This is a genomic window from Gordonia sp. HS-NH1, from assembly GCF_001418765.1.
Taxonomy (GTDB): domain Bacteria; phylum Actinomycetota; class Actinomycetes; order Mycobacteriales; family Mycobacteriaceae; genus Gordonia.
In genome coordinates this window covers 73,827-79,826 of the sequence record NZ_LIYC01000021.1, presented here as the reverse complement: position 1 = coordinate 79,826, position 6,000 = coordinate 73,827, and the positions used below count along the sequence as shown (strand labels likewise).

Genomic DNA, 6,000 nt, shown 5'->3' with positions numbered 1-6,000 from the left:
CCACGTCATCGACGTCCGACCACCACGGCGCGTGCGTGGTACTCGCCCATCGTTGGTTGAGGCACACCTCGAGGATCTCCTCAGCCAAGAACGGCTGCTGCGCAACGCAACAGCACCGTTCAGGTCGTCCTAGAACAGGGTATTCGGCCGAACGTAGTTGGCGAGGTCGACGAGCATGAATCGGTGGTCCCGGTTGGTGCGGGTCAGACGTGCCAGCTGACGCAACGAGCGCTCCGTACCGGTCCGGATCCCGTACTCGGTGAACGGGAACCCGAGCAGGGTCGACGGCTCCTTGTCCAGCAGGGCGTCGTCGGGGTTGTCGTGAATCCAGCCCAGCGCGGTGCCCAGCACGATCAGCAGCATCCGGGCCTTGCGCGGTTCGGTGTCCGGGATCTGTTCCAGGCGCCGCGCCGCCTCGACGATCTGCTCACGGGTCACCTGCGCGGTGGGCCGTCCGTGGACGAGCGCGATGATCGCCGTCGCGCGTGCGGTGTTGAAGTGGCGGCTGGTCGCGGGAACCTCGTCGAGCGGCTGGATGGCGGCGTCGATGTCACCGGCCGCCACCGCGAGCCGCGCCAGACCGAACGCGGCGGTCACGATGCTGTGATCGGTCAGCCACAGATCGTGATAATGGTGCTGCGCAACGTCATACAGTTTGGCGATCTTCTCCGCGGATTTCGCCGGACCGTTCTCGTCGGCGAGCCAGCGGCCGATGAGTTCGGCCGTACCCGCGACGGCAAGCTTGGGTGCGACCTCACCGGGCATCGCACCCAGGACCTCGTCGAAGCGCTCATAGGCCAGTTCTGGCTCGTCGTTCATCAGCGCGCAGATACCCATGTACCACTCGACCCGCCACGAATCGCCGTGGTGAGCACGGACTTCCTGGAGGAGGGCGAGCGCGGTGTCGACGTCGTCGAGCTGCAGGTGCGCGCGGGCCTCGGCGAGGTCGATCTCCCGTGAGGGGTGGGCGTTCTCGACCGGCCGCCCACCGAAGAGCGAGGCGAAACCCTCCGCCCGCGCGGTGTTGATCGAGTCGAGTGTCTGACGCGGATCCGACAGCGCCGCCGACGTGAGCAGGCTCGCCGCCGGGTCGAGCGGGTTGACCAGCGGTACGGGCAGCGCGTTGGCGATGTCCACCGGGTCGTAGAACGCCGCCTGATCGGGGTCGAAGAAACCGTCGACGGGCGCGAGCATGAGGTCGGTGCCGAAAGTCGAGCGCTGCGGGGTGAACACCGTCGACAGTGCGGGTCGCGGAACCCCGGTGTGGACGGCGACCGTCTCGCGCAGCACGTTCAGCACCTGGGTGCTCATCTCCTCCGCAGAGACGAACCGGTCGGCCGGGTCGGGTGCCGTGGCACGCTGCAGGAGACGGTAGTACGACGGGTTGTTCCGGAAGACAGGCGTTTTCGACGCGGCGGGCAGGCCGTCGACGTAGCGCCCGTTCCGCATCTCCATCGGCACGGTGAGGACCGCGAGGGTGCGCCCGATGCTGTAGATGTCGGTCGCGATCTGCGGTCCGGTCTTGACGATCTCCGGTGCCTGGAAGCCGGGCGTCCCGTACAGGTGTCCGTAACCGTTGATCGGGGAGACGGCGCCGAGATCGATCAGTTTCACCTCGTCGCTGCCGACCATGATGTTCTCTGGTTTGACGTCGTTGTAGACCAGTCCGACCGAATGTAGATAGCCCACGGCGAGAAGTACTTCCAGGATATAGGCCAAACCCTGCTCCACCGAGAGCAGGGCGTTGTCGGGATCACCTCCGGTGATCTGCTTGAGCGTCTGGCCGCCGATGTACTCCATCACGATGTACCCGAAGCGGTCATCGTCGTCGACGTGCTCGACGAAGTTGTAGATCTTCACGATCCCGGGATGGTTGACCGAGGCCAGGAACTGCCGCTCCGCGACCGCGACGCGCTGGGCCTCCGAATCCGAGGAATTCAGCAGACCTTTGAGGACGACGGGCCGATCACTGACGTTGCGGTCGATGGCCAGGTAGATCCAGCCGAGGCCGCCGTGGGCGATCGCGCCGGCGATCTCGTACTGGTCGGCGACCAGCGTGCCCGGCGCCAGGCCCGGGACGAACGAGTACCGGGCGCCACAGTTGTCGCAGTCACCGGTCGGGGGGCCGGCACCGTCGCCCTCGCGCCGGCCGACCGGTTTGCCGCAGCGCCAGCAGAACCGCTTGCTGTCGGCGATCACCGGGTCGTCGATGACGGCATCGGCGGGTTCGATGTCGGTGATCTTCGGCATCTCGACCAGGCCGCTGCCGAGCCGGCGTTCGTGCACCGGCGGCCGACGATGCGGCACCAGTCGCCGGCCGAGCGGACCCGAGTCGGGTTCGGGATGGGGTACGGCCGGACGCGATCGGACGACGCGGTCGGTCCGGTCGTCGGGGTCGACCCCGACGGTGAACACCGGTGCGACGGCCTGTGTTCCGACATCCGGGTCGGCGCGGCGCCCGGGCCGTGGATCGGTCGTGTCGTCGGAGCCGGCGGTCAGTGCCGCGAGGTCGGCCTTCTGGGTGCCGACCTCGGTGACCTCCGCGGTGGTCTCGACGTCGCTCCCGTGTGGGTCGTCCCCGAGAAGCGAGTCGAGCGAGACCCGCTGGGTGCCCAGCTCGTCGCCCTCCGTGTGGGCGCGCGAATCGCCGCGCACGTCGTCCGGCTCGTCGTCGTCGCGGGCGGTGCTGTCCATGGGCATCAGTCCCGGTAGTACGGCTGGGGTGCGCCGTACCCGCTGTCGAGGATGGACAACCAGCGGTCGCGGATCTCCTGCCAGCGACCGGTGACGCGGATGCGTTCGAGCACCCCGTTGACGAAGCGGACCATGTCATCCTGCCCCTTGGGAATCCCGACGCCGTAGAACTCCTCGCCGAGACTGGGACCGACGACCCGTACCCATGGGTCCTGCGCGGCGAGGCCCGCGAGGATCGCGTCGTCCGACGTCACCGCATCGATCTGGCCCTGCTGCATGAGCACCAGGCAGTCGGCCCAGGTGGTGGTGCTGACCATGCGCGCGCGTGGCTGGATCGACTGGATGCGACCGATCGAGGTCGTCCCGCGCGCCGCGCAGACGCGTTTGCCCGCAAGTTGATCCGGACCGGCGACGTTCGAGTTCCGGAAGGACAGAATCCGCTGCGAGGCAACGTAATAAGGGGCGGAGAAGCTGATGTCGCGCAACCGGTCGCAGGTGATGCTCATCGTCTTGATCACCACGTCGACGGTCATGTCCCGCAGCGCGTCGATGCGCTGCGCGGAACTCAGGACCTGGAATTCGATCCGGCGGTCGTCCCCGAAGATGGCCCCGGCGATCTCGTGCGCGATGTCGACGTCGAAACCCTGGATGTCGCCGGTGATCGGATCGCGGAAGCTGAACAGGTTGGAGCCGATGTCGAGGCCGACGATGAGCCGGCCGCGTTCCAGGATCCCGGCCATCGTCGAATTCGGTGGCATCTGACGGGGAAGCGGCATCTGGGCGGGCGGCCGCAGGGTCAGGGTCGCGTTGCATGCCTCGGAACTCGGTGGGGGCTCGACGGGCACGTCGACCTGCACGCCGGGCAGCACCGGCGACCCGGCGGTGGCGGTCGGCGGCGGTGATTCGGGTGCGGGAAAACGCACGCATCCGGTCGCGACCAGACCGGTGAGCGCGAGCACGACCACGACGGTCAGCAGGCGGCGAGCCGAGCGCGTGGTCGTCATCGGTACTCCCGGATCCGGGGTATGAGACCGCCCACGACCGCGACGCCGGCGAAGACGGTGAGCAGCAGGATCCCGGTGCCGGTGAACCCGAGTACGCGCTGCGCGGTGTTGATGTCGTCCCGGAACGAGTTCCGGGCGGTGGTGATCGCATCGACCAGTGCGGTGTCGACCGCAGTGTAGGCGCGCGCGGAACTGTCCGGCCCGTCGCCGACGGTGTGCAGGCGCGCGAGCCCGAAGTTCCCGGTCTGGATGTAGCGGCGGACGGCGGCGTCGGTGCGCCGCCACTCCGTCAGCGCCGCGGTGACCGTGTCCAGCTGCTCGGGGGTGACGGCGCTGTCACCGTCCTCGGTTCCGTCGCGCACGTCGTCGACGATGGTGCCGACCTCGCTCGTCGCGACGGAGAAGCTGCGTTCCAGACCGCCCTGGTCGCCGCGGCGGATGAGGGACAGCGTCTCGGCCGACCGTGCCTGCTGGGTGAGGATGCGCGCAGCGGTCAGGTCGCGGAGCGGGTCGGCTCCCTCGGTGCGGGCGTCGCTGGTCGCGGCGACCGACATCAGGCCGGAGGCGAGCAGCCACAGGGTCCCGATGCCGAGGGCGAAGATGGCGGCGACGACCCCGACGTTGAACCGCCTGCGGGTCCGGCGCGCGAGATAGCGGGACGTCAGCACCAGCGCGGCGAGCAGGAACAGCAGCGGTGCGTAGACGGTCCAGGGCGGACGGGTCAGCGTTTGTTGTGGATCGGCGATGGCCATCGAACGTCGTTCGTAGAGACGCTGCGCGGCCGGCAGGATCTGATCCTGCATCATCGACGACGCCTGTCCGAGATACGCCGACCCCACCGGATTGCCGAGCCGGTTGTTGGTCCGCGCCGTCTCGATGAGTCCGCTGTACACCGGGATCGACGTCGACAGCGTATCCAGATCGGCGCTGACCGCCTGCTCCGACCGGTCCGACGTCATTCCGGAACCGGGCTCGCTGGAGGTACCGGTCGCCAGGATCAACGACGACGACGCCGTCGCCAACGCATCCGAGTAGCGCTGTCGCAGATCAGGGGTCTCGAGCCCGCCGGAGATGAACGCCGCGTTGGCCGAGGCGTCGGCGATCGACAGTGAGCTGTAGAGGACCTGGGCGGCCTCGGCAAGCGGCTCGGTCCGGTCGATGAGGCGCTGCAGGGTCTGGGTGCGGTCTTCGAGAACCGTCGATGCGTACAGCCCGGTGCTCAGACAGCCCAGCGCCAGGATGCCGCAGATGATGATGAGCTTGCCGGGGGTGGTGACCGCGAAGTGGCGGATGGTCTGGAAGGGCGACTGGGCGCGTTCCCGGGCGGTGGCGACGAGTTCGCGACGGTCGGCGAGCACCTGGCGGATCGGAGGCGAGGCCTGCGCCGGCCGGATCGTGCGACCGCCACGCGTCAGCGCCGTCCGCACGGAGGACGCGTCGCCGGTCACCTACCTGATCCCTTCTCAAACGCTGGATCGTCTCCGGTGCGGTCGTACGGTCACCGGTTCCCCGTTCCGGATTCGCGTGGCCGGGCGATCAACGCCAGGTGTTGTGTCACTTGGGTCATCGTTCACCGGGTCGTGCGTGTTTCACCCTATGCCATCGGGCAGGGTTCCTCCGGGCTGGCCGACGCCGCGTCGCCGACCTCGGCCGTTCGGCTCGCGCTGCGTGAAACCGGCGTCTCCGCACGGTTCTCGACCCGGTGGGTAGGCCGCGGTTTGCGATGTTCCTGGCAGGTGGCGCGCGTCTCACTTACGGTGGAGGCACCTGGTCGAGGCGATCGGGATGCGAGGAGGCGTGGTGCGCGGCGACGGCGACGGCTGGGTGATCGATCCCGACGGTTCACGATATTGGGGAATCCACGGCGCGGCAGGCCTGTTGTTGCGGGCGCCGCTGCCGGAGGGAACGACCGGTGTACTCCTCCAGCACCGCGCCGCGTGGTCGCATCAGGGTGGCACCTGGGCGCTGCCCGGCGGCGCCCGCGACTCGCATGAGGGCGCCATCGACACGGCGATCCGCGAGGCCCAGGAGGAAGCCGGGATCACCGGCGACGACCTGCGCGTCGTCGCGGCGGTCGTCACCCACGAATCGCCCGGCGGATGGACCTACACGACCGTCATCGCCGAGACCGACACGCCGGTCCGCACGGTCGCCAACTTCGAGTCCACCGAGCTGCGGTGGGTCGACGAGAAGCGGGTGGACCAGTTGCCTCTGCACCCCGCGTTCGGGCTCGCCTGGCCCACCCTCCGCGAGCGCATCGCGATGCTCGACCCCCAGAGCTGAGCTGAACTGATCTGTCGGC

At 68.6% G+C, this 6,000-nt stretch carries 4 protein-coding genes; 1 reads left to right on the top strand and 3 read right to left on the bottom strand.

What is annotated here, in order from left to right:
• Positions 1–129: 129 nt before the first annotated feature.
• The 3 genes from AMD30_RS15295 to AMD30_RS15285 are packed head-to-tail and all read right to left on the bottom strand — an operon-like array spanning position 130 to position 5,146.
• Positions 130–2,694, bottom strand: coding sequence for a serine/threonine-protein kinase (locus AMD30_RS15295; protein ID WP_055476195.1), 2,565 nt, complete (start codon positions 2,692–2,694; stop codon positions 130–132).
• 5 nt (positions 2,695–2,699) lie between these two features.
• Positions 2,700–3,698, bottom strand: a complete 999-nt coding sequence (locus tag AMD30_RS15290) for a glutamate ABC transporter substrate-binding protein (protein WP_055476194.1) — start codon at positions 3,696–3,698, stop codon at positions 2,700–2,702.
• Positions 3,695–5,146 carry a hypothetical protein gene (locus AMD30_RS15285; protein WP_010843763.1) on the bottom strand — a complete coding sequence of 484 codons (1,452 nt, stop codon included), beginning with the start codon at positions 5,144–5,146 and terminating at the stop codon, positions 3,695–3,697. Before AMD30_RS15285 ends, AMD30_RS15290 begins: the two co-directional genes overlap by 4 nt.
• A 352-nt stretch (positions 5,147–5,498) precedes the next feature.
• Between AMD30_RS15285 and AMD30_RS15280 the strand changes: the two genes are divergently transcribed.
• Positions 5,499–5,981 (top strand): NUDIX hydrolase, encoded by a 483-nt coding sequence (locus tag AMD30_RS15280; protein WP_055476203.1) that lies wholly within the window; start codon positions 5,499–5,501, stop codon positions 5,979–5,981.
• Positions 5,982–6,000: the final 19 nt, after the last annotated feature.

What these genes read in the sequence shown, in the direction of transcription:
- AMD30_RS15295 (WP_055476195.1), bottom strand. Translation starts at nt 2,694, where the DNA reads ATGGACAGCACCGCCCGCGACGACGACGAGCCGGACGACGTGCGCGGC.
- AMD30_RS15290 (WP_055476194.1), bottom strand. Translation starts at nt 3,698, where the DNA reads ATGACGACCACGCGCTCGGCTCGCCGCCTGCTGACCGTCGTGGTCGTG.